This window comes from Rhodococcus sp. 06-462-5 (genome assembly GCF_002258315.1).
Taxonomy (GTDB): domain Bacteria; phylum Actinomycetota; class Actinomycetes; order Mycobacteriales; family Mycobacteriaceae; genus Rhodococcoides.
The window spans coordinates 97,135-119,722 of sequence record NZ_NOYD01000038.1 but is presented as its reverse complement, the minus strand read 5'-3'; the positions used below and the strand labels follow the sequence as shown (position 1 = coordinate 119,722).

The following is a 22,588-nucleotide window of genomic DNA, read 5'->3' as shown; positions in this document are numbered from 1 at the left end:
CGAGCTACTTGCTGTGCTGCTTCGGTGGCCGCGGGAGAAAATAGCTGGTTCGCTGCTGGTACTCGCGATAGCCGGACCGCTTCTCCATGCTGCGTTCGAGCAACCGCGCACCGGTGGCGAACACCAGGAAGTACGTCATCGCGATGGGTGAGAGCACGGTGAACACCCCGGGCCACGCCGAGGCGCACACGAGGAACAATCCCCACCACACTGCCGAGTCACCGAAGTAGTTGGGGTGCCTGGTCCACGACCACAATCCGCGATCCATGATCCTGCCCTTGTTCGACGCATCGGCCTTGAAGGCTTTCAGCTGCGCATCGCCCACTGCCTCGAACGTCCATCCGAGAATCCAGACCAGTACCCCGAGTACGACCACCGGCAGAACGGATCCGTGTGCGACAGCGGATACCTGCAGCGGCAGCGACACGAACCACAATGCAGCCTCCTGCGTCAGGTAGATCTTTCGAAGGGCATACAGGGTTTCGTTGCCGGTGGCCTTGGCGAGCAGCTCGGTGTAGCGCGGATCCTCACCGTGACCGCGCGAGCGTCGAAAGACGTGCACGGCAAGACGAAGCCCCCACACACCGACGAGGACGAGCAGTAGTACTCGACGCCACAAGTCACCTGTTCCGGTCGCAGCCGAGATCAGCGCGATCAGAACGAATCCCCCGCCCCACGTCACGTCCACGACGTTGTGGCGTCCGATACGCGCGCCGATGAGGGCGGTGGAGATCATCAGAACAGCGGTCCCGCCGAGGCTCGCCAGCGATACGGTCAGGAAGTCGGACCAGTTCACCGCGGGCACACCCACACCGGTCGGACCGATTCCATCCCGGACGGTCCGTTCTCGGACCGAACCGCCAGAATTTGGTCGACGCCCATCCTGTTGTCCCGGAACGCCATTCCGCCGCCGATCAGGTACAGCCGCCACACACGAGCGACCTCTTCCCCTACCATCGCCACCACGTCGTCGAAGCGCGCTTCGAAACGCTCCGTCCAGACGTCCACGGTTCGCACGTAGTGCTCCCGAAGGGCGTGGACGTCACGAACCTCGAGTCCGGCCTCCTCGATCATCGCGACGGTCCGCCCGACCGGGCGCATGTACATGTCCGGTGCGATGAACGATTCGATGAACGCTCCGCCGCCGGGATTGTCGCCCTCCCTCCGCGACATCTGCTGAATCAGCACGCGCCCACCCGGCCTGACGTTCGAACGCAGTGCGGCGGTGTAGGTCGGGTAGTTGGCCTCCCCCACATGCTCGCCCATCTCGATCGACGCCACCGCGTCGAAGGGCCCGTCCGGGATCTCTCGATAATCCTGAATTCGGATCTCGACCTTGTCCTGCAGTCCTCGGTCGGCAATTCGCTTGTCGATGAAAGCCTTCTGTTCGCGCGAGATGGTCACTCCGACGACCTGCGCTCCGTACTCCTGAGCCGCGTGCAGGCTCAGGGACCCCCAGCCGCAGCCGACGTCGAGAAAGCGTTGCCCTCGGCGCTTGTCGAGGCCGATCTTTCGACAGACGAGGTCGAGTTTGTCGCGCTGAGCATCGTCGAGGGTGTAGTCCGGCGAATCGGAGGTCCAGTACGCCGACGAATACGCCATGTGCGAATCGAGCACCAATTGGTAGAAGTCGTTCGACAGGTCGTAGTGGTGGCTGATCGCAGCGCGGTCACGGAGCATCGAGTGCAGCCGCCCCTTCACCGAGGCCTGCGACGCGGGCGGCGGTAGCGGGCGACCGAACACTCCGAGATCCTTCGCCAGTTTCGCCAACCGCAGGAGCGCTGCCGGCCCCGGCCGAATCGCCGAGAGTCGGCGCTCACGCACCACACCCCAGACGTGATCGAGAGCCGCGGCGAGATCGCCCTCGACGTCCAGCTCCCCGGTGACGTACGCCTGCGCAGCGCCGAGTTCACCGGGGCTCCACAGCAATCGACGAAGGGCGCTCGGGCTCCGCAACAGCACTCGCGGTGCCGAGGCATCGCCTGCGACGGATCCATCCCACGCCTGCAGCCGAACGGGAAGAGGACCGCCGACCAAGGGTTCTATCAACTCGGCAATCCGATGCGCGACACCGACACTGCGATCGGTCCGGCCCGCGGAAAGTGTCGAGGTGGTCATCGGTTGTCCCTTCGGTCGAGCACGATCTGCTGAACATCGAGGTATCCGGATCGGAATCCCGCCTCCGAATAGCACAGGTAGAAGTGCCACATTCGTGCGAACACCTCGTCGAAACCGAGCTGCTCTGCCTCACTGCGGTATTCACCGAAGCGCCTGTCCCACAGAGCGAGGGTTCGCGCATAGTGATCGCCCATGGACAGTCTCTCCCGGACCCGAAGCGAAGTGCTCTGCTCGGTCACCTCCTCGATGGCCCGCACCGACGGCAGGAATCCGCCGGGAAAGATGTACTTGTGCACCCAGGTGTACGTGTTCCGGGTAGCCAGCATGCGATCGTGCGGCATCGTGATCGCCTGGAGGGCAACCCGCCCACCCGGTGCGAGCAGTGAGTCGATCGTCTCGAAATACGTTGCCCAGTACTGATGCCCGACGGCCTCGATCATCTCGACCGACACGATCGCGTCGTACTCGCCGTCGACCAAGCGGTAGTCGAGGAGATCGATCCGGACTCGATCTCCGTAGCCCGCAGCGGCGCAGCGCTTACGCGCCAGCTCCTGCTGTTCGGTCGACAGTGTCACCGACCGCACCGTCGCACCACGAGCGGCCGCACGGATGGCCAGCTCGCCCCATCCGGTACCGATCTCGAGCACTCTGGTTCCCTCGCCGACGCCCGCACGGTCGAGTAGTCGATCGATCTTGCGGCGCTGAGCGTCGGCAAGCTCCACACTGTCGTCACCGCTCCCCGATTCGGCGAACAACGCACTGGAGTAGGTCATCGTCTCGTCGAGGAAGAGCTCGAAGAGGTCGTTCGACAAGTCGTAGTGGCGAGAGATGTTGGATCGAGTGTTCTTCGTCGTATTGCGCTCGCTCCGTGGAGGTTTGGGGATATAGAGCCCTCGTAGGCGCTGCAGCGATTTCGGAATCAGGGACGCCATTCGGCGGGCGAAGACCTCGAGCACGGCAGTGAGATCCTCGGCATCCCAGTCACCGGCCATGTACGCCTCACCGAATCCGATGAGTCCGCTGTCGCCGACTCGCGCGGCGAAGTCGTGTGGCCGATAGACGGTCATCAACGGTGCGTCGGGCGAGCCGGCTCCGATCACTTCGCCGTCGGGCATGGCGACCCGAACCTGCAGTCGCGCGACCGCGCGGCGGAAGAGGAAGTCGGCAACGGGTGCGGCGGCCGCCACCTTCATACCACCGGGAACATGGGCGATCTGGGGCCAGACCTGCGGATCGACCAGCGGGTTCGGACCGCCAGTGGAACCACCGTACGGGTTCGACACAGAATCGGCCTTCGACACAGTTGTCATCGGTTGGCCCCTTCCTTCTGGAATTCTCGCGCCCCGGGAGGGGCAGGTTTCTGCACGATCTTCAGACCGCGCGCCCAGAGCCGAATGCCTTGCCAGCGGATCTGAATCACCACCCGCAACGGCGCACACGGGATCTCGAGTGCAGTGCGAAGAATCGACCGCGTCGTCACCTCTCGTCGACGGCCGTCGACGGTCGCCACGAACGGGGGCCGACCGGCACGCTCGAGGACGATCGAGAGCCGAAGTGCGGCGTCCGGCTCGGGTAGCAGCATGGAGTATTCGCCGTCGACGTCGTTGAACGGCGAGACGTAGAACTGCTTGGGCGTGCGGGCCGCGCCGCGATGATCGGTGTGCAGCAGATATCGGTATCGCTCGCCGTAGGTGTTGTGCACCTCCGCGACGACGCAGCGGAGCTCTCCGTCGTGGTCGTGACACCAGTACACGCTCAGTGGGTTGAAGGTGTGCCCGAACACCCGCGCGCTGGCCAACATCGTGATTCGTCCGCCGCCGAGGTCGATACCGTTCTCCGCCAGGAACGCATCGACGTTCTCGCGAAGGGTGGCGTCGGGGTCACCGAGGTGGTCGCGGGGGTCGAACGAGGCCAGCGGTCGCAGTATCCGGGGCAGCTCGGGGAGCGCGTCGAGGTCGACGAACCAGCTGTAACTCTTGTACGAGAACGTGTTTCGAATCGGCGCGCGCCGAACGTGGTCGATTCGAGTGCGATACAGCGCCGCCCCGTGTGCGCGGGTGGTCGGCAGAACGGATGTCAGAGCCATGTGGCACCCACCCGCTGTGCGGCCCGCGCTCCCGAGAGCGCACCGTCCTCGTGAAATCCCCAGCCATGGTAGGCACCGGCGAAGGCCACTGTGTCGGTATCCAATTCAGGAAGTCGACGCTGCGCTGCAACCGATTCCGGGGTGTACTGCGGGTGTTCGTAGGTCATCTCGTCCAGCACCTGACCCGAGTCGATACGATCCGCTCCACCGAGGGTGACCAGCATTCTTCGATCGGTCTCGCCCAGGCGCTGCAACCTGGTCAGGTCGTAGCTGACCAGCACCCGGTCGGGTTTGGCCGCGCACGACGGGAGGTGATAGTTCCACGACGCTCGTGCTCTCGTGTTCTTCGGCAGTACAGACGAATCGGTGTGCAGTTGCGTGTGATTGGTCGAGTACGGCATCGCTCCCAGGATGCTGTGCTCGAGCGCAGTCGGTTCCGCGAGCATCTTCAGCGCGGCACCGGGGTGCACCGCGATCACGGCCGCGTCGAACGTACGCAGGTCGTCGCGGGCGTCCCGGATCTGTACGCAGTCCTCGGACCTGTAGACCGCGTGCACGGGGGTATCGAGCAACACCTCGTCGATGTGCTGTGCAACCCGGCGAACGTATTCGATGGATCCACCGGTGACGGTGCGCCAGGTGGGAGACCCGGTGACGGTGAGCATTCCGTGGTGCCGAAGAAAGGTGAACAGGTAGCGAGCGGGGTACGCGAGGGCAGTGTCCGGATCGCACGACCACACCGCAGACACCAGCGGCGTCATGAAGTGGGCTTCGAAGTACGCGGAGAACGAATGCTCTGCCAGAAACTGCGCGAGAGTCGTCTCGGACTCCACCGGTTCGGCGCTGTCCAGCAGTTCGTTGGCCAGGCGATGAAAACGCTTGACTTCGAGCAACATCGAGACGAATCGCGGCTTGAACACCGCTGTGCGTTGCGCGAGAATTCCGCGCATGCCCTGGCCTCCCGAGTACTCGAGGCCGCACCCGTCGCAGCGCACGGACATGCTCATGTCCGAATCCTGCGTAGGCACGTTCAGTTCGTCGAACAGTCGAAGCAGCGTCGGATACGTCCGGTCGTTGTGCACGATGAACCCGGTGTCGACGCCGACGCGACCGTCGGGTCCGTCCACGTAGTGGGTGTCCGCATGGCCGCCGAGGCGGGAGTCCGCCTCGTACAACGTCACCGACGACGTCGAGGAGAGCGCGTACGCCGCCGTCAGACCGGCAACACCGCTCCCCACCACCGCGACTCGACGCCGCGTCACGATTGCCTGCCCATGCAGTCGGCCCGCGCATCGGCAGCGATACCGAGAACGAAGTCGCGCGTTGCCCTGGACCAGACCCGCGGATTGCGCAGCATGAAATGCCCACCCGGAACGGAAAGATAGCGAGCAGATGCCGCGCGAGCCTTCGCACGTTCGGTCGCATGGCGCGAGGTTCGCGGATCGGTCCACTTGTCGGCAGTCCCGTGTACGACGAGCAACGCCTGATGCGCGCCGAATCCGTCGGCCTCCACACCTTCCGGCCACCACGGGGCCAGCGCGACGACGCCCACGACGCAAGGATCGTCGATCAGGGCAGCGGCGGTGCGGCCACCCATCGAATGGCCGACGACCACCACGTGAACGTCCGGATACTCGTCGTGAATTCGGTTCAGCGCCCATCGGGCGTCCTCGACCGGAGAGCGTCGGGGGGCGTTCCAGCCCCGGAACCGGTACTGCAGCTGCTGCACCGATATGCCGCGTGTACGGCCCGCGCGCCGAAGCATCCAGGTGAACGGCCACATTCGCAGACCGGCCAGGTGCCACGGCCTACTACGCGCCCGGCTCACGTCCTTGCCGCCGCCGAGGACCAACACGACCAGTGCAGGCTCGGACACTCTTCTGCCGGTGCGCAGAACTGGAGTCGGCTCGTTGCTCATGACCACTATTCGGCACCGCGGTCGCTTCGGGTGGGATGGGTCGAGTCGAGTCGATTGTGACCTGGCCGACACAGAAAGAAGACCGGGCCGAGAGTGTGTCTCTCGGCCCGGTCTTCTGCGGTGGAGCTGCCGGGAATCGAACCCGGGTCCTCTGCTGCATTGCCAGGGCTTCTCCGTGTGCAGTCCGCTATGTCTCTACTTGGATCTCCCGATCTCGCGAACAAGTCAGGATGACGATCCCAGCCACTGTTTGATGTTCCTCATCATCCCGCGGCCGGATGAATCGGTGAGCCCTCTAGCTGATGCCAGTACCCGGACCGAGGGCGAGCCCGGACTGACAGACACGCAGTCGCTACTTAGGCAGCGAGTGCGTAGTCGCGCTGATTGGAATCGGCGCTTATAAGGTTGCGATGACGCTTACGGTGGTCTCTCGCCTGCACCGACACGCTTCCCCTGACTCAACATACAAAGTCGAAACCGTTCAGCCCCGTATGTTCCCGAACACCGTGCCCGGGCTGTTCAGTGTAACGCCTCTCCCGGACACATTCATTCCATTAACGGCCGACTCGGCGATCCGCAGAATTCGAGGCAGCGTCGGCGTCGACTCGCTGCACCACCGTGCGCAGCATCCGACGCGCCATCACCAGGCGTGCGGGCATCGAGGCGTACCACACCGCCCGGCCTGCCAGACCGCGCGGGAAGAACACCAACCGCTGCTCGATCGTCGGCTGCTTCGCAGTTCCGCCGACCGTCAGATCCAGCCAGGCCTCGCCGGGAAGTCGAGTGGAGGACTTGAGCCGAGTGGTGTGCTCGGTGCCCGACGCGGATGCGTCGGGTCCGGTGACGTCGCGATGCCAGCCGGTGAGAACATCGGCATCGGCCAGTCGTTCGAGCGCAGGCCTGATCGCGGCCGACCGCGCTGCACTGCGAGCGACCCGGGTGTCGGTGTAGACGACCTCGCCTGCCCACGCCGGATCCGAGGGCAACGGATCCGACGGTGCCGCGGTTCCGGTGGCATCGGTCCAGCGAGTCTCCACCTCGCCGTCGTCGATCTTGCGCAGCGCCAATCTCACGGAATCGCGGTAGCCGGTCAAGCCGTCCTGTGGACGCGGCACGACGGCATCGATGTCCATCTCGTGGCCGACGGCGTCGTATTGCAGTGATTCGATGAGCGGCATCGCCAGCCCACGCGGAATGGGAGTCACCAGCCCGATCCAGTGGCCGGCCAGTCGCGGAGTCAGCACCGGGAGCACGATGATCCGACGCTGCCGCAGACCCGCGACATCGGCATAGATGTTCATCATCTCGCCGTACTGCATGACATCGGGACCGCCGATGTCGAAGGTCCTGGATTCGGTGATGGGCGCACTCGCGGCCCCGATCAGGTAGTGCAACACGTCACGCACAGCGATGGGCTGGATGCGGTTGTGTACCCACCGCGGTGTGGTCATCACCGGAAGCCGATTGGTCAGGTGCCGGATCATCTCGAACGACGCCGAGCCGGATCCGATCACGACACCGGCCTGCAGCACGATCGTCGGAACTCCCGAGTCGATCAGAATGCGTCCCACCTCGGCACGCGACTTGAGGTGCGGCGAGAGTTCACCGGTCGGCGGATGCAACCCGCCGAGGTAGACGATGCGCCCCACACCGCATTCCGCCGCCACGGCCGCGACGTTCTCGGCGCTGTCGCGTTCGGTGTCGGCGAAATCCGAGTGCCCCGCGGTGCCCATCGAGTGCACCAGGTAGTACATGACGTCGACTCCGCTGAGCGCTTCCTTCAACGATTCCCGATCGCTCAGATCGCCCTGCACGACCTCGACATCGGTCGCCCACGGCACGGAGTCGAGCTTGGCGGGCGTTCGTGCCAACACGCGGACCGTGTACCCCTCGTCGAGGAGTCGCGGGGCCAGCCGACCGCCCAGGTACCCCGTGGCACCGGTGACGAGGACGCGCGGCGACTTCTCGGGCGCGGGGGTGTCGGAGGCAGAGTCGAAAGCTGTCATAACCGGAGTCATTACCCCCGGGCGATGCGGTTCAACCAGAGAGCGCGATCATCGCGATCGCACCGAGCGCCAACGCCATTCCGATCTTCTGCAACGTTCCCACTCGCTCGCCGAGCATCACCATCGCCAGCAGTACAGTCGCCGCCGGATACAGCGATGCGATGACACTGACCAGGGAGAGCAGACCACCCTGATAGGCGTAGATCATCGCAGCGTTGGCGACGACGTCGAGCACGCTGACGAAGGCCGCGAGTTTGAGCACGCTGCCGTGCGGCGGTGCGAAGTGACCGGAAGCGAGGGCCACGATCCAGACCACCGCGGTCGCGGATGCGCGCGATGCCGCGAGCGGCCACAGCCCGCTGCCGTCGCCGATCCGATGCAGAAAGATGAACGCGAAAGCGAAGGTCACCCCCGAACCGACCGTCAACCAGGCGACCGTTCGGGTGAACTTCATCTCGCGTCCGCCGGCCACCTCGCCGGTCACCTCGTCCGGGGATTCTCTGCTCACCAGCACCACGGCCACCAGTGCGACGGCGATACCCACGAACGCGATGATTCCGGGACGCTCACCCATGGACAGCCCCACCAGCACCGGGATCCCGGCGACCAGGACGGCGGTGACCGGTGAGACCACGGCCATCGGCCCGGCAGCGAGGGCCAAGTAGAACCACCACACCGCAACGCCACCGGCAACACCCGAGGCCAGCCCCCAGAGCATCGCCGGGAGCTCGATGGTGCCACCGACGAACGGTGCGACGAGCAGAACGATCACCAGCGACAGGGGGTACGACACGATGACCACCCGGAGGGCGGCGACTCGGCGGGATGCGACTCCGCCGACGAAATCGCTCACTCCGTAGCCGACGGCGGCTACCAGGGCGAGCAGTACAGCGGTCAGCGCATTCCCTTCACGCGACGACCGAGCTCGCGAGTGACCTCGCGTTCGGCGGTGCGCTTGGCCAGCGACTGTCTCTTGTCGTAGTCCTGCTTGCCCTTGGCCAATGCCAGCTCGACCTTGACCTTGCCGTCGGAGAAGTACATCGACAACGGCACCAGCGTCAGGTTTCCCTCTTTGACCTTGCTTGCCAGGCGGTCGATCTCGCGGCGATGAAGGAGCAGTTTGCGATTTCGCCGCGGCGCATGGTTGGTCCAGCTCCCGAGCGTGTATTCGGCGATGTGCAGCCCGCGCAGCCAGATCTCGCCGTCGTCGACGGTCGCGAAGGCGTCGACCAGTGAGGCCTTACCGTCGCGCAGACTCTTGACCTCGGTACCGACGAGGGCGACTCCGGCCTCGAGAACGTCGAGTATGGAGTAGTTGTGCCGCGCCTTGCGATTGGTCGCGATGGCCTTGCGGCCCTTCTCTCTCACTGCAGGGCCCTTTCTCGAGCATGCGCCGCGTGGATCGGTTCCACGGGCAACCGCTCCAGCATAGAACCGAACGGCAACCGAATTTATTCGCGCACGTACAACCGCAGCGTGATGTACGCCGTCACCGCAGCCATGCCGACTCCGACCAGCGCGAGGAACGGCGAGACGAGGAGGACATCGCTGTTGGATATTCGGGCCAGAATGTTGGCCTGATACACATCCGACAGAACGTCGTCGATGAACATGTTCTTCGCGGTGAACAGGCCGGCGATCGCGAGCGCCGACCCGATCAACGCCGCCACCACCGCCTCGAGCAAGAAGGGCAGCTGGGTGTACCACCGAGTGGCACCGACCAACCGCATGATGCCCACCTCGGTTCGTCTGGTGAACGCTGCGATCTGAACCATGTTGGCAATCAACAGGATTGCCGCGATCGCCTGCACCGTGGCGATGGCGAATGCCGCGTTGCGCACGCCGTTGAGCACACTGAACAGACGCTCGACGAGATCGCGCTGATTGAGCACGCTCTGCACGCCCGGTCGATTCTCGAAGTTGTCGTTGATGACCCCGAACCGTTCGGGATCGCTCAGACGCACCTTGAACGACGCGGGAAAGCTGTCGGCACTGACCAGTTCGGCCAACTCCGGCTGATCCTTGAATACGCGTTCGGTGGCGTCCTTCACCGCGTCCTCACGGTTGAGGTACTGCACCGACACCACCGACGGGGTGTTCTCGAGATCCGATCGCAGGGTGGCACAGGTCTCCTGCGCACAATCGGCGTCGCTCGCCGAGATGTCGTCGGTGAGGAAAATCTGCACCTCCACCCGATCGAGGAAGATCTGCTGAGTCTTCCCCGCCATCTGGACCACGAGCAGGCCACCGCCGAACAGGCCCAGGGAAATTGCGGTCGTCAAGATCATGGCGATCGTCATGGTGATGTTGCGGCGAAGTCCGGTGAAGACCTCGCTGAAGATGAAACTTGCGCGCATCGCGGAATCCGAGCCCTTCGATTCGTTCGGTCGTGACGTCTGTGCGGTCCTGAGTCGGTGGCGGCGTCAGCGACCGACGCCGTAGACCCCGCGGGCCTCGTCGCGAACGACTCGTCCGTTGTCGAGTTCGACGACGCGTCGGCGCATCGAGTCGACGATGTGGTTGTCGTGGGTGGCCATCAGCACCGTGGTTCCGGTGCGGTTGATGCGCTCGAGCAGCAGCATGATGTCCTGGCTGGTGTCCGGATCGAGGTTTCCGGTCGGCTCGTCCGCGAGCAGCACGAGTGGACGATTGACGAACGCCCGAGCGATCGCCACTCGCTGCTGTTCTCCACCGGACAGCTCGTTGGGCAGACGATCCGACTTGCCGCCCAGTCCCACCAGGTCGAGAACTTCCGGAACGGTGCGCTTGATCATCGAGCGCGGCTTACCGATCACCTCGAGGGCGAACGCCACGTTCTCCACGACGGTCTTCTGCTGCAACAGGCGGAAGTCCTGGAACACGCAGCCCATGCTCTGCCGCAGCCGAGGGACCCGTCGGGCCGCCAATCGGTTGACGTGGAAGTCGGCGACGTGGATGTCACCGGAGGTGGGCGTCTCCTCCTTGAGGAGCAGCCGCATGAACGTCGACTTGCCCGAACCCGACGGGCCGATCAGGAACACGAACTCACCCTTGTCGATGGAGACCGTCACCTTGTCCAGGGCAGGCCTGGTGGAGGTCTTGTAGGACTTGGAGACATTCGAGGTGCTGATCACGGGTCGCCAGTGTAGTCCTTACTCGCCGGTAACCGCCGGAACCGCTCGGGCGTCGCGGCGAGTCCCGAGGGACGGTAAAGAGTGACTCAGCGAGACGACGTCGGCGCTGGCTGGCTGGGTATCAGCGACTGAATCACCGGTGGCAGCGGGACACCGAACGGCGCGGTGGTCGTCGACGGCAGGGTCGTCGTCGCCGGCTGCCCGGATTCGTCGACGCTTCCCGATCCATCCGGATCGGTGGTAGCGGTCGGAGTGGGTGTGACCGTGGTACTCGAGTAGGTCGGTTCCGAGGTCTGCGGCTGGGTGTAGGGGGTGAGTTGGCCTGGATCCACAGCGACCGGGCCCTGAACCTGTTCGCTGTCTCGCTCGGCGATCTCTGCACTGACCTGGCCGTACCACAGTCCGGTGAGCACGAAGCAGATTCCGAACGCGACGGTGGACGTCCGCACGCGACCGTAGATCTTGGCCGGAATGCGCCACTGTCGCCAGCTCCGCTGCGGGCGTTCGGTTCCGGTATCGGGCGTATTCATCGATCCTCCGTCCGATCTCGTCCCGACGATTCCGGCGCGACCCCGGCCGTACTGACGTCGGGAGCAACGCTGATCCCCTCGGGCCGCAGCGCGGCAGCCACCCGGACTCGCAGTTCTCGTCCCACCTGAAACTGTTTGCCCGGCAACGTACGCGCCACCAGGCGAACGTTGACCTGCCCCACCTCGATGCTCTCCACGCCCATCACCGTCGGTTCGTCGAGGAGCAGGGGACGCAACCGAGTGTCCGCGAACGCGTCGCGGCCGACCGATCGGAGCAGCGCGTTGACCTGGGTGAGATCTGCGGTGCTCGGCACGGGAACGTCGACGACGGCGCGCGCCCAGTCCTTCGACAGGTTGATCGCCTTGACGATCTGCCCGTTCGGCACGGTGATGACCTCACCGTCGACGCTGCGGACCCGAGTCACGCGCAGTGTCACGTCCTCGACCGTGCCCTCGGCGTCCTCCGCAGAACCGTTGACGGCGATCTGCACGACGTCACCGAATCCGTACTGACGTTCGGTGATGATGAAGAACCCGGCCAGGATGTCCTGGACCACGCGCTGAGCTCCGAAGCCGAGTGCTGCGCCGATGACCGTGGCGGGTGCCACCAGCCCGCCGACGCCGAATCCGAAGCGACGCAGCACTTCGATGGTGACGAGGATGTAGATGAGGGTGACCACGACCCAGGTGATCACCTGGGCGAGCGCATGCCGGTGCTTGGCGGCCTCGGACCGCACGAGGGCATCGCTGTGCTGGTAGTTCTGGTCGATCCGGGCCGTGATGCGGGACCCGGTCCAGGTGACGAACCGCGCCGCCAGCATTCCGCCCAGGATGTACAGCACGATCCCGAGGGCGTTCAGCTTCAGGTCGAGCGTCGGGTTCAGCCAGCTCGTCATCGGATCGACGGAGTGGATCCTGCGCAATGACCGGTCATCTACTGCTCCCCTCGCATTCGCCAACGAATTCCCGATTCCAGGAATCCGTCGATGTCCCCGTCGAGAACTGTAGACGGATTGTTGACTTCGTACTCGGTACGCAGATCCTTGACCATCTGGTACGGGTGCAACACGTACGAGCGCATCTGGTTACCCCACGAGCTACCGCCGTCACCCTTGAGCGCGTCCATCTCTGCGCGCTCTTCCTTGCGCTTGACCTCGAGCAGCTTGGCCTGCAGCACTCGCATGGCCGACACCTTGTTCTGCAGCTGAGACTTCTCGTTCTGGCAGGTCACCACGATCCCCGTCGGGATGTGCGTCAACCGGACGGCGGAGTCGGTGGTGTTGACCGACTGCCCACCCGGCCCGGACGAGCGGTACACGTCCACACGAATGTCGTTCTCGGGGATCTCGATGTGGTCGGTGGTCTCGACGACCGGAAGCACCTCCACCTCCGCGAACGAGGTCTGGCGCCGACCCTGGTTGTCGAACGGACTGATCCGGACGAGTCGGTGCGTGCCCTGTTCCACGGACAACGTGCCGTACGTGTACGGAGCCTTGACTGCGAACGTGGCGCTCTTGATGCCTGCTTCTTCGGCGTAGGAGGTGTCGTAGACCTCGACGCCGTAGCCGTGCTTCTCGGCCCAGCGGATGTACATGCGCATGAGCATCTCTGCCCAGTCGGCGGCGTCGATTCCGCCTGCGCCGGACCGGATGTTGACCAGCGCGTCGCGCGCGTCGTACTCGCCGGACAGCAGGGTCCGCACTTCCATGGCTGCGATGTCCTCCCGGAGCGAGGCGCGTTCGGCGTCGGCGTCGGCGGTGGCGGATTGGGCTGCCTCGCCTTCTTCACCCTCGGCGAGCTCGTACAGAACCGGCATGTCCTCGAGGCGCTGGCGGAGCTCTTCGACGCGGCGGAGTTCGGCCTGCGCATGGGACAGCTGGCTGGTCACCTGCTGCGCGTGTTCCTGGTCGTTCCACAGGTCCGGCGACGCGGCCTGGTGCTCGAGTTCGTCGATGCGTCGCCGCAGTTCCTCGACGTCGAGAACCGACTCGACGGTGGACAGAGTGGTGTCGAGCTCGGCCAGGTCTGCAGAAACGTCGGGATGCACGAGAGTCAAGGTTACCGGCACGCGAACCCGAACCCGACCGCCCCCGATTCCCCCGGCCCCCACGAGCCGAACGGAGACCGACGTCGAGGGTTCGAACCGCGCAGATTTCAACTCTCGTCAGGCCATCGGTGGACTGCTAGCTTTCGGCTCATCGACATATTCGCATCTCGACATGCCTGCCACCGCCCGGTGCCGGCCACACCCGCAGTACACAGGAGCGTCGCATGACCGTCACCGACCAGTACCTCGAGAACAACAAGGCATACGCCGAGACGTTCGACGGTCCCCTACCGTTGCCGCCGTCGAAGCACGTGGCAGTGGTGGCGTGCATGGACGCTCGACTCGACGTCTACCGCATTCTCGGTCTCCACGACGGCGAAGCACACGTGATCCGCAATGCGGGCGGTGTCATCACCGATGACGAGATTCGCTCGCTGGCCATCAGTCAGCGTCTGCTCGGCACCAAGGAGATCATCCTGATCCATCACACCGACTGCGGCATGCTCACCTTCACCGACGACGAATTCAAGAAAGATCTGCAGGACGAGACGGGCATCGAGCCACACTGGGCGGCCGAGTCGTTCACCGATCTGGACCGTGATGTTCGCCAATCGCTGGCACGCATCGAGCAGAGCCCGTTCGTCACGAAGCACGAATCCATTCGAGGCTTCGTTTTCGACGTGGCAACCGGGAAGCTGAACGAAGTCACCGAATAGGCCAAGCCACACATATCGCCGCATGCGAGACGCCGTACGCGCGGCGATAGTCTTCTCCGGTGACCGACTACTCCGAGGATCTTTCTCTCGCCCTCAGGCTCGCCGACGACGCCGACGCCATCACCCGCCGACGATTTCTCGCCTTGGACCTGTCGGTGGATTCCAAGCCTGATCTCACACCGGTGTCCGACGCGGATCTGGCCGTCGAGACGGCGATCCGCAGCTCGCTCGGAGCGCAGCGCCCCGCCGACGCATTGCTGGGCGAGGAGTTCGGCGGCACGGCGACGTTGCGCGGACGCCAGTGGGTGGTCGATCCCATCGACGGCACCAAGAACTTCGTCCGCGGCGTTCCGGTGTGGGCGACGTTGATCGCCCTGCTCGACGACGGAGTACCGCGGGTAGGAGTCGTCAGCGCACCTGCCTTGAACCGACGCTGGTGGGCCGCACTCGATCAGGGGGCCTGGACTGCATCGGACGGGGGCACCCCGCGCCGGCTCGAGGTCTCGAAGGTCGATTCGCTGGCGTCGTCGAGTCTGAGCTTCTCCAGCCTGTCCGGCTGGGCCGAACTGGGTACCAGGGATCGGTTCCTCGACCTGACCGACGCCGTGTGGCGGGTGCGCGGCTACGGCGACTTCTTCTCGTACTGCCTGGTCGCCGAGGGGGCAGTCGACATCGCCGCCGAACCCGAGGTCTCGCTGTGGGACCTGGCGGCCCTGGATGTCCTGGTGCGCGAGGCAGGCGGCGAGTTCACCGCGCTCGACGGCACCGCGGGCCCACACGGCGGCAGTGCCGTGGCCACCAACGGCCTACTGCAGCACGCGGTCCTCGAGCACCTGTCCCCGCGGGCCTGACACTTGCCTAGAGAACTGCAGCCACAACCAGCGCGATCAGCGGTGTGATGCCCTGAACGAACGCCGCTCGAAAGTACTTCGCGCCGCCCGTCGCGAGCACGAGTGCTGCGCCGACGATGCTCGCACAGGCGAAGTACACGATGGCGTCGCCCGCAGAGCCGCCCACGACGAGGCCGACCACGATGCCGATACCCAGGAACAGGTTGTAGAAGCCCTGATTGAAGGCCATCGGTTTGACGACGTCGGCGTCGTGTTGACTGGCGACGCCGAAGCGCGACCACACGGCAGGCTTGGACCACACCACGCTTTCCATGACGAAGATGACGGCGTGCAGGGCCGCGGCGAGGGCGGCGAAAACCTGGGCGATCGAATTCACCGGATCAGCGTGCCATAGTGCGGCCGCCCGGCGTGGTGCATCGCGCCGTCGCCCGACACCGTGAATGAACTTACTCGACAGTAGACAGCTAACTTACTCGGGAGTAAGATCTATGGAGTCCGTGCCCGACGCCGAGGAACTGGTGATCATGAGCAAGCAAGACAGTGTGGTCGACGCGAAGGCCCCCAAGGTGCCCCGCGATACTTCAGCGGTTGGCCTCAACCCGTTCAAGAGGGATGCGATCGGAACCGCCATGCGCGTTCTGACCGCCATCACCGGATCGGAACTGGCGGAGAAGTACAACCTTCGTCAAACCATCGACCGGGTGACGTACGAGAGCACGAAGACCGGGTTCAAGACCCTCGGCGCCGCCAATCGCACGTTCGCCAAGGTCACCGGTGGCGGCAAGCCCAAGCGTCTCGACGACGGTGCCGCCAAGAACCTGAGCTACTTCGACCTGACGCCCGACGACGAACAGCGCATGATCGTCGAGACGGTCAAGGAGTTCGCCGAGGAGATTCTCCGCCCGGCCGCGTTCGATGCAGACCACAACGCTTCCTCCCCAGAAGATCTGGTCCGCCGTTCCGCCGAGCTCGGCATCACCCTGATCAATGTTCCCGAAGAGCTCGACGGCGCAGCCACCGAGCGTGGCGCGGTCACCAACTCCCTCGTCGCCGAGGCGCTTGCCCACGGCGACATGGGCCTGGCATTGCCCATCCTCGCGCCCAGCGGCGTAGCCGTCGCCCTCACACAGTGGGGTACGGACGCGCAGCAGAAGACCTATCTTCCCGCGTTCGTCGGTGAGAAGGTGCCCAACGCTGCTGTCGTCGTCAACGAGCCGCGCGCATTGTTCGATCCGTATGCGTTGCAGACCAAGGCCGTTCGCTCCCCCAGCGGCTACAAGCTCAACGGCGTCAAGAGCCTGGTGCCCGCTGCAGGCAGTTCCGAGCTGTTCGTCATCGCCGCAGAACTCGAAGGCCGTCCGGCATTCTTCATCGTCGAGTCCGACTCCAAGGGCCTCGTCGTGGAAGCCGACCCGAGCATGGGCCTGCGCGCAGCCGGTCTCGGTCGCCTGATCCTGACCGACGTCGCAGTTCCCGAGTCGGCACTGCTCGGTGACGGTGACGCAGACCAGCGGGCCGCCGAGTACAGCGCCGCCATCGGTCTCGCTCGACTCGGCTGGGCATCACTGGCCGTCGGTACGAGCCAGGCCGTACTGGACTACGTCATTCCGTACGTCAACGATCGTGTCGCCTTCGGTGAGCCGATCAGCAACCGTCAGGCCGTGGCCTTCATGGTCGCCAACATCGCCATCGAACTCGACGGCATGCGGTTGGTCACGCTGCGCGGCGCTTCGCGGGCCGAGCAAGGACTGTCGTTCGCTCGTGAATCGGCGCTCGCGCGTCGACTCGCCTCCGAGAAGGGGATGCAGATCGGTTCCGACGGCGTGCAGCTGCTCGGCGGTCACGGTTTCACCAAGGAGCACCCGGTCGAGCGTTGGTACCGCGATCTGCGGTCCGTCGGCGTCGCCGAGGGCATCGTTCTCATCTAGCTCGCCGCCCCGAATTCCATGGCACTCACCCAAGGACATACACGATGATCAATCTTGAACTTCCCAAGAAGCTTCGGGCGCAGGCGAATCAGGCTCACCAGGTCGCTGCCGAGATCTTCCGCCCGATTTCCCGCAAGTACGACCTCGCCGAGCACGAGTACCCGGTGGAGCTCGACACCATGGCGTCCATGGTCGAAGGCATGTCCGACGCCGGCGGCGAAATCGGTGGAGCCGCCGGTGGCCGCGAGAAGGACAGCGAGTCGGCCAAGCCCAGCAAGACCGCGAACGCCAACGGCGGCAACATGTCCGCCTTGGTGAACGTGATCGAGACCTGCTGGGGCGATGTCGGCCTCACGCTGTCGATCCCCTACCAGGGACTCGGCAACTCAGCCATCGCAGCGGTATCCACCGACGAGCAGCTCGAGCGCTTCGGCAAGGTGTGGGCTTCGATGGCCATCACCGAGCCCAGCTTCGGCTCGGACTCCGCAGCCGTGACCACCACCGCTGTCCTCGACGGCGACGAGTGGGTTCTCAACGGCGAGAAGATCTACGTCACCGCCGGTGAACGTTCCACCCACATCGTCGTATGGGCAACGGTCGACAAGTCTCTCGGCCGCGCGGCCATCAAGTCGTTCGTCGTCCCGCGTGACGCTCCGGGCCTGTCGGTTGCGCGCCTCGAGCACAAGCTGGGCATCAAGGCGTCCGACACCGCAGCCCTGCTGCTCGAGGATTGCCGCATCCCGAAGGACAACCTGCTCGGCACCGCCGAGGTGAACGTCGAAAAAGGCTTCGCCGGCGTCATGCAGACCTTCGACAACACCCGCCCGTTGGTGGCAGGCATGGCGATCGGCGTGGCACGGGCATCACTCGAAGAGCTGAGGTCCATCCTGGTGGAGGCCGGAGTCGAGATCTCGTACGAGACCCCTGCCTACAACCAGCACGCGGCGGCCGCGGAGTTCCTGCGCCTCGAAGCGGACTGGGAGGCAGCGCATCTGCTCGCACTGCGGGCAGCGTGGATGGCCGACAACAAGGAGCCGAACTCCCTCCAGGCCTCGATGTCCAAGGCCAAGGCTGGTCGTTCGGCGGTCGACATCACCCTCAAGGCAGTGGAGCTGGCCGGCACGTACGGCTACTCCGAGCGCCCGCTGCTCGAGAAGTGGAGCCGCGACTCCAAGATTCTCGACATCTTCGAGGGAACGCAGCAGATTCAGCAGCTGATCGTTGCTCGTCGTGTGCTCGGAAAGTCGTCCGCAGAACTGAAGTGACCACCTGGCTCGTAGTCGAGCCGAGGAATTACCGCGAAACGGCATCGGACCATGTGTCCGGTGCCGTTTTTCGTGGTTGAGAAAGAAATTTCCGTGACCGGTGTCGATATCGTGGTCTGTCGAACGTCGTCATCGTGTACGGCGACTCGCGCCGCGACAACGAGGTACCGAACCCCAGGAGCGCACCATGAAGTACATCCTCTTGATCAACGCCGACACCACGCCCGGATCAGCACCGGGTTGCAGCAGTGTCGAGGACTGGATGGCTTACGAGAAGGAGATGAAGGAGGCAGGCGTTCACGTCTCCGGTCACGCGATGGCCGACCTCACGACAGCCACGGCGGTGCGTGTCGACGCCGCCACCGGAGAGCGCACCGTCACCGACGGACCGTATGCCGAGTCTCACGAGGTTCTTGGCGGCTACGACGTGATCGACGTTCCCGACCTGGACGCGGCACTCGAGTGGGCGGCCAGATGCCCGGGTTCCAAGGACGGCGGCGCGGTGATCGTGCGACCCCTTGCAGAATTCTGACCGGCGCAGTCCGGACACGCTGAATTCGTCGGTGAACGATTCCGGGGTTCACCGAGCGCTCGAATCGGTCTTCCGAGCCGAGCGCTCGATTCTGCTCGCCTCGTTGGTGCAGCGGTATCGCGACCTCGACCTCGCAGAAGAAGTGACCTCGGACGCCATCGAATCGGCCCTGAAACACTGGCCGGTCGATGGCGTCCCGGTCAGGCCTGGTGCGTGGCTGCTCACCACTGCCCGCCGGAAGGCGGTCGATCGCCTGCGACGCGACCAGAGCCTGGCCGCGAAAGTAGGAGTGCTGCAGGCGGATACGGATCGCAGCGAACCGAACCGCCGCAATTCGCTCGACGATGCTCTGCCCGACGACCGACTGCAGTTGTTCTTCACGTGCGCGCATCCGGCCCTCGCCCCCGGTGACCGGCTCGCACTGACTCTTCGATGCCTGGCCGGCCTCGGCACCGGCGAGGTGGCCCGGGCGCTGCTCATCCCGCCCGCCACGGCAGCGCAGCGAGTAGTGCGAGCCAAGAACAAGATTCGGGCCGCACGGATTCCGTTTCGCCTCCCGGGCCCGGACGAGCTGGCAGGCAGGGTGCCGATGGTGCTCGAGGTGGTCTATTCGATCTTCACCGAGGGTTATTCGGCAACCTCGGGTGAGAGCATCGGGCGAGTCGATCTCACCACCGAAGCCATCGTTATGGGACGACTTCTCCACAGCGCACTACCGACCGAACCCGAAGTGGCAGGGCTGCTGGCGTTGATGTTGCTGATCGAGGCCAGACGCGACGCTCGGACCGGCCCGGACGGCGAGATCGTGCTGTTGGCAGATCAAGACCGTCGACTCTGGAACGCCGAGTTCATCGGTGAAGGGACGGAACTCGTGGTCGAGGCCCTCGGCGGCGGCCGGGGCGGCGCGTACGCCGTGCAGGCCGCTATCGCTGCACTGCACGACGAGTCGCCGGACGCCGACAGCACGGACTGGCCCCAGATCGTTGCGCTCTACGACTTGCTCATGACACGGACACCGAGCGCAATCGTCGCGCTGAACAGGGCTGTTGCACTGGCGATGCGCGACGGCCCCGGACCAGGACTTCGAGAGCTGGACGAGCTTGCCGACGAGGCGTCGTTGCGCCGCTATCATCCGTATCCCATGGCGAGAGCCGATCTGCTGCAACGACTCGGTAGGTTCGACGAGGCCGCGGTCGAGTATCGCCGAGCGTTGGATTTCGCCCGAACCGCACCGGAGAAGCGCCTGCTCCGACGTCGGCTCGCCGAGGTGGGAACCTGCTGCGGTCAGGCCGAGAGAACCACGTCCACCTGATCTGCCGTCAACGCGCGGTCTGCGTACACCAGGCGAACTGCGTCGGCGTCTGGATTGCCGATGTCGGGTCCACGGGTGATCAACTCCAGGCCGGCGCGTTCGGCCACCCGGGCCGACGCGACGTTGTGTTCGAGCAGATACGCCACGATCGGCAGTTCGGGCTCGATTCGGTGTGCGCACTCGACTGCGATCTCGCACATCTCCGCGGCATACCCGTTGCCCTGCGCATCGGGATGGAGGCGATAGCCGAGGTTCCAGAAGGCGTTCCGACGCTTCGAGCACCCGCCGTAGCCACTGACCGTGCGGCTGCCGCGCTCACGAATGATCCAGGTGGCCAATCCATCCCGCCGCCACTGCTCCGACCAGCCTTGCAACATTCGTTCGGTTGCTCTGGGATCGGTGTGCCGCAGGCTCGGATAGTGGGTCCACGACTGCGGGTCGCTGCAGATCGCGTACAGCGCATCGAGATCGGTGCCGACCGGCTCGTCGAGGTCGAGACGCGAGGTTCGTGTTCGCACACCGTGAATCCTAGGGCGACGAAGTCTGGTAGACCGGTGGTACACGATCGAGCGAAGGGTGTGACCGTCATGGCCGAGTGGGTCAAGAAGATGGAAGAGAACGCGAAGGGCCTCATCGCGGAGGCGGAGCAGGAATTGACGGCGCTCGAGGGCGTGGACACGATCGATCTCACCGCCGATGCCGACGACGACGCGGAAGACACAGAAGACACCGCCCGTTCCGAAACGGTCACCAGTGACGATGCCCGCGAGCAGGTCTCGGACTGAACCCCCGATGTCCAGTCGTCACACCTGGACCACGACGACACACGATTGGTCGGTGGACGTCGATCTGGATCATCTGTCGCACATCAGGTCCCGACCCGGCGAATACGCGCCCGGCGGAGTCCTGCACCTCGTTCTCGAGGTACTCGCGTACGCGGCGGACGAAGCCGAGCACCAGGGCGGTGGTCACGCGACCGTGACTGTGCACTCGGACGGGACGATCGAGGTATCCGATACCGGTCGAGGACTCGACAACGGCGTCGCGGTACGAAAGCCTGTCGTCAGCACGAAAGATGTGCGTTTCGTCGACGAACTTCAACCCGTTCTGCTCGACGACGGCCATGCCCGACGCGGGATGTCCACCGTCGCGGCACTGTCCGAGATGCTCGAACACACCAACCGGTAGCCGGAATCAGTCGAACACGGACCAACAGATACTGTTTCTTCTCTTCTGGTCTTCCAGCACCAGCTGCCGAACGCTGTTCGGAAGCCGGTCGCGCTGCCACTCGAGCTCTTCCCTACCTGCACTCGTCTCTCGACCGGCAGGTGCCGCCGCCCGAGCTGCCTTGATGGCGTAGGCGGCCGCTCCGAGGTCGTGTTCGGGTACATGAGCCACGCAGGCTGCCTGACCCGCGGCGTATGCGGCGAAGCGAGAGCAACCGTCCAGCGGCCGTGCCGCTCCCATGGCGTGGCCGCCCAGGGCGCGGGTCGCCATCATCGCGAGTTCGCCGCGCACCCACGCGCGGGTGGCCTCGATCGCCTCGCGTGGTCGCGGGTCGGCGGGTTCGACCGTCTCGAACAAATGGAGAACGTGTTCCGCACACTCGGCCGCCCAGAGCGCGAGGCTCCGATGGTCGTCCTCGGACAACAGTCCGCCGCGCTGAACTGTGATGAGGCGTGGGTCTCGGACGGCGGGAAGAATCAAACGAGTCGTCCTCTCGGCGGTATCGCGTTCGCCCGTCGCCCGAGCGGCGGTCATTCACCAATGGAAACAGAAAAAGACCCAGGACATCTGTCCTGGGTCTTTTTCGATAGTAGCGGGGACAGGATTTGAACCTGCGACCTCTGGGTTATGAGCCCAGCGAGCTACCGAGCTGCTCCACCCCGCGTTGCATCTACGAAGTTACTACCGTGCGTACGGCCAATGCAAATCACGTGACTTCTCGGCGCACTCGCGCACCCGAACGAGTGCACTGCGACCCGTCACGGCGCGCGTTTATCACGTCGAAGGTGGTCCAAAATAGTGCTCCGCGTCTCTTTTGTTGCGTGTTTCGAGTCACATAACGGTCGGGTTACAGACTTGAAACAATAGCGCCACGAGATGGGTTGAGCTGCGTAAATACCCTTTTCTATCCCAACATGTGGACGCCTGCCGTCCCATTTC

The 22,588-nt window shown here is 64.7% G+C and carries 25 protein-coding genes, 1 tRNA gene and 1 other RNA gene; 8 read left to right on the top strand and 19 right to left on the bottom strand.

Annotation, left to right across the window (positions count from 1 at the left end; translation table 11 throughout):
* Positions 1 to 4: 4 nt before the first annotated feature.
* The 15 genes from CH251_RS17785 to prfB all read right to left on the bottom strand — a co-directional run bounded on the left by CH251_RS17785 (position 5) and on the right by prfB (position 13,818).
* Positions 5 to 805: a DUF1295 domain-containing protein gene (locus CH251_RS17785; protein WP_094614499.1), complete on the bottom strand. Its 801-nt coding sequence runs from the start codon at positions 803 to 805 to the stop codon at positions 5 to 7.
* Complete coding sequence (locus tag CH251_RS17780) at positions 793 to 2,118, bottom strand: cyclopropane-fatty-acyl-phospholipid synthase family protein (RefSeq protein WP_094614303.1); 1,326 nt, start codon at positions 2,116 to 2,118, stop codon at positions 793 to 795. Before CH251_RS17780 ends, CH251_RS17785 begins: the two co-directional genes overlap by 13 nt.
* Positions 2,115 to 3,428, bottom strand: a complete 1,314-nt coding sequence (locus CH251_RS17775; RefSeq protein ID WP_094614302.1) for a cyclopropane-fatty-acyl-phospholipid synthase family protein — start codon at positions 3,426 to 3,428, stop codon at positions 2,115 to 2,117. The genes CH251_RS17780 and CH251_RS17775 overlap by 4 nt, the downstream gene beginning before the upstream one ends.
* Entirely contained in the window at positions 3,425 to 4,204 is a 780-nt protein-coding gene (locus CH251_RS17770; protein ID WP_094614301.1) for a DUF1365 domain-containing protein, read from the bottom strand. The genes CH251_RS17775 and CH251_RS17770 overlap by 4 nt, the downstream gene beginning before the upstream one ends.
* Positions 4,195 to 5,484 carry an NAD(P)/FAD-dependent oxidoreductase gene (locus CH251_RS17765; protein WP_373454966.1) on the bottom strand — a complete coding sequence of 430 codons (1,290 nt, stop codon included), beginning with the start codon at positions 5,482 to 5,484 and terminating at the stop codon, positions 4,195 to 4,197. Before CH251_RS17765 ends, CH251_RS17770 begins: the two co-directional genes overlap by 10 nt.
* Positions 5,463 to 6,122 (bottom strand): alpha/beta fold hydrolase, encoded by a 660-nt coding sequence (locus tag CH251_RS17760; RefSeq protein ID WP_094614498.1) that lies wholly within the window; start codon positions 6,120 to 6,122, stop codon positions 5,463 to 5,465. The genes CH251_RS17765 and CH251_RS17760 overlap by 22 nt, the downstream gene beginning before the upstream one ends.
* A 118-nt stretch (positions 6,123 to 6,240) precedes the next feature.
* Positions 6,241 to 6,611, bottom strand: a transfer-messenger RNA (tmRNA) gene (gene ssrA / locus CH251_RS17755).
* A gap of 65 nt (positions 6,612 to 6,676) precedes the next feature.
* The gene (locus CH251_RS17750; protein ID WP_256979147.1) at positions 6,677 to 8,128 is read right to left on the bottom strand and encodes an SDR family NAD(P)-dependent oxidoreductase; all 1,452 of its coding nucleotides are present in this window, start codon (positions 8,126 to 8,128) and stop codon (positions 6,677 to 6,679) included.
* Positions 8,129 to 8,159: 31 nt separating this feature from the next.
* The gene (locus CH251_RS17745) at positions 8,160 to 9,014 is read right to left on the bottom strand and encodes a DMT family transporter (protein ID WP_094614298.1); all 855 of its coding nucleotides are present in this window, start codon (positions 9,012 to 9,014) and stop codon (positions 8,160 to 8,162) included.
* Positions 9,015 to 9,022: 8 nt separating this feature from the next.
* On the bottom strand, positions 9,023 to 9,496 hold the full coding sequence (smpB, locus tag CH251_RS17740; RefSeq protein ID WP_032397704.1) for an SsrA-binding protein SmpB: 474 nt from the start codon (positions 9,494 to 9,496) through the stop codon (positions 9,023 to 9,025).
* A gap of 83 nt (positions 9,497 to 9,579) precedes the next feature.
* A complete protein-coding gene (gene ftsX, locus CH251_RS17735; protein ID WP_045195704.1) occupies positions 9,580 to 10,485 on the bottom strand; it encodes a permease-like cell division protein FtsX in 906 nt (301 codons plus the stop codon).
* A 66-nt stretch (positions 10,486 to 10,551) separates the two neighbouring features.
* On the bottom strand, positions 10,552 to 11,241 hold the full coding sequence (gene ftsE / locus CH251_RS17730; RefSeq protein ID WP_027496574.1) for a cell division ATP-binding protein FtsE: 690 nt from the start codon (positions 11,239 to 11,241) through the stop codon (positions 10,552 to 10,554).
* Between the two features lie 86 nt (positions 11,242 to 11,327).
* Positions 11,328 to 11,771, bottom strand: a complete 444-nt coding sequence (locus tag CH251_RS17725; RefSeq protein ID WP_094614297.1) for a hypothetical protein — start codon at positions 11,769 to 11,771, stop codon at positions 11,328 to 11,330.
* Positions 11,768 to 12,667: a mechanosensitive ion channel family protein gene (locus CH251_RS17720; protein WP_094614296.1), complete on the bottom strand. Its 900-nt coding sequence runs from the start codon at positions 12,665 to 12,667 to the stop codon at positions 11,768 to 11,770. Before CH251_RS17720 ends, CH251_RS17725 begins: the two co-directional genes overlap by 4 nt.
* 38 nt (positions 12,668 to 12,705) lie before the next feature.
* Entirely contained in the window at positions 12,706 to 13,818 is a 1,113-nt protein-coding gene (gene prfB, locus CH251_RS17715) for a peptide chain release factor 2 (protein ID WP_094614497.1), read from the bottom strand.
* A gap of 224 nt (positions 13,819 to 14,042) precedes the next feature.
* Here prfB and CH251_RS17710 point away from each other — a divergent pair, with 224 nt between their 5' ends.
* A complete protein-coding gene (locus tag CH251_RS17710) occupies positions 14,043 to 14,534 on the top strand; it encodes a carbonic anhydrase (protein ID WP_094614295.1) in 492 nt (163 codons plus the stop codon).
* A 59-nt stretch (positions 14,535 to 14,593) separates the two neighbouring features.
* Entirely contained in the window at positions 14,594 to 15,385 is a 792-nt protein-coding gene (gene hisN / locus CH251_RS17705) for a histidinol-phosphatase (protein ID WP_094614294.1), read from the top strand.
* A 7-nt stretch (positions 15,386 to 15,392) separates the two neighbouring features.
* On the opposite strand, the gene CH251_RS17700 is transcribed toward hisN, so the two are convergent.
* Complete coding sequence (locus CH251_RS17700) at positions 15,393 to 15,761, bottom strand: DUF1304 domain-containing protein (protein ID WP_094614293.1); 369 nt, start codon at positions 15,759 to 15,761, stop codon at positions 15,393 to 15,395.
* 142 nt (positions 15,762 to 15,903) lie between these two features.
* Here CH251_RS17700 and CH251_RS17695 point away from each other — a divergent pair, with 142 nt between their 5' ends.
* The 4 genes from CH251_RS17695 (at position 15,904) to CH251_RS17680 (ending at position 20,422) form a co-directional block, all read left to right on the top strand.
* Positions 15,904 to 17,313, top strand: coding sequence for an acyl-CoA dehydrogenase family protein (locus CH251_RS17695; protein ID WP_094614496.1), 1,410 nt, complete (start codon positions 15,904 to 15,906; stop codon positions 17,311 to 17,313).
* 44 nt (positions 17,314 to 17,357) lie between these two features.
* On the top strand, positions 17,358 to 18,578 hold the full coding sequence (locus CH251_RS17690; RefSeq protein WP_094614292.1) for an acyl-CoA dehydrogenase family protein: 1,221 nt from the start codon (positions 17,358 to 17,360) through the stop codon (positions 18,576 to 18,578).
* Between the two features lie 187 nt (positions 18,579 to 18,765).
* Positions 18,766 to 19,110, top strand: a complete 345-nt coding sequence (locus tag CH251_RS17685) for a YciI family protein (RefSeq protein WP_094614291.1) — start codon at positions 18,766 to 18,768, stop codon at positions 19,108 to 19,110.
* A gap of 31 nt (positions 19,111 to 19,141) precedes the next feature.
* The gene (locus CH251_RS17680; protein WP_094614290.1) at positions 19,142 to 20,422 is read left to right on the top strand and encodes an RNA polymerase sigma factor; all 1,281 of its coding nucleotides are present in this window, start codon (positions 19,142 to 19,144) and stop codon (positions 20,420 to 20,422) included.
* Here CH251_RS17680 and CH251_RS17675 read toward each other — a convergent pair.
* On the bottom strand, positions 20,395 to 20,940 hold the full coding sequence (locus CH251_RS17675) for a GNAT family N-acetyltransferase (protein WP_094614289.1): 546 nt from the start codon (positions 20,938 to 20,940) through the stop codon (positions 20,395 to 20,397). The two genes, CH251_RS17680 and CH251_RS17675, sit on opposite strands and share 28 nt — an antisense overlap.
* A gap of 69 nt (positions 20,941 to 21,009) precedes the next feature.
* Between CH251_RS17675 and CH251_RS17670 the strand changes: the two genes are divergently transcribed.
* Both CH251_RS17670 and CH251_RS17665 read left to right on the top strand, forming a co-directional pair.
* A complete protein-coding gene (locus CH251_RS17670; RefSeq protein WP_094614495.1) occupies positions 21,010 to 21,207 on the top strand; it encodes a hypothetical protein in 198 nt (65 codons plus the stop codon).
* Positions 21,208 to 21,259: 52 nt separating this feature from the next.
* Complete coding sequence (locus CH251_RS17665) at positions 21,260 to 21,610, top strand: hypothetical protein (protein WP_179273393.1); 351 nt, start codon at positions 21,260 to 21,262, stop codon at positions 21,608 to 21,610.
* Between the two features lie 6 nt (positions 21,611 to 21,616).
* Here CH251_RS17665 and CH251_RS17660 read toward each other — a convergent pair whose 3' ends face one another.
* Together CH251_RS17660 and CH251_RS17655 are read right to left on the bottom strand one after the other, a co-directional pair.
* Positions 21,617 to 22,129 (bottom strand): putative immunity protein, encoded by a 513-nt coding sequence (locus CH251_RS17660; protein WP_094614494.1) that lies wholly within the window; start codon positions 22,127 to 22,129, stop codon positions 21,617 to 21,619.
* Between the two features lie 110 nt (positions 22,130 to 22,239).
* A tRNA-Met gene (locus tag CH251_RS17655) sits at positions 22,240 to 22,313 on the bottom strand.
* Positions 22,314 to 22,588 lie beyond the last annotated feature (275 nt).